This window comes from Bartonella capreoli, from assembly GCF_902813205.1.
Lineage (GTDB): Bacteria > Pseudomonadota > Alphaproteobacteria > Rhizobiales > Rhizobiaceae > Bartonella > Bartonella schoenbuchensis.
This window is the reverse complement of the sequence record NZ_CADDZX010000296.1, coordinates 1-414: the sequence shown is the minus strand read 5'-3', so window position 1 is coordinate 414 and position 414 is coordinate 1. Positions and strand designations below refer to the sequence as shown.

Sequence of the window (414 nt, the reverse complement as noted above, 5' to 3'; positions counted from 1 at the left end):
ACCCAAAGTGTTCCGTTGGGTTTTAATACACGACGACAAGCAAGCAACCATGCACGGGTAAAAGCATCATAAGCAGCAAAACTCTCAAACTGATCCCATGCATCATCAACCGCATCAACAAGCGAATGATCTGGACGGTATAAAGCTCCGTCCAATTGCAAATTATAGGGTGGGTCCGCAAAAATCATATCAACGGAATGTTTTGGAAGTTTTTCTAGAACGGAAACACAATCTCCTTTAAAAATTTTATTGCGCCATGGCATCTGTGAGGGAGTACGAAGAAAATCTTTTTGAAGCTGAATAACTGTCATGAAAAACCCAACAAAATTAACTGAATTTGCCCTATAATCAACCAAAATAGTTTATAGGCCCGCATTACCAATCCATATTTACAAAATAGCGTAAACGTATCGT

General features: G+C 39.1%; 1 protein-coding gene. It reads right to left on the bottom strand.

Translation table 11 applies throughout. From position 1 onward, the window contains the following. A partial coding sequence (locus J7R05_RS08505; protein WP_281388237.1) for a DNA methyltransferase occupies nt 1-311 on the bottom strand: 311 nt, incomplete at its 3' end. Nucleotides 312-414: the final 103 nt, after the last annotated feature.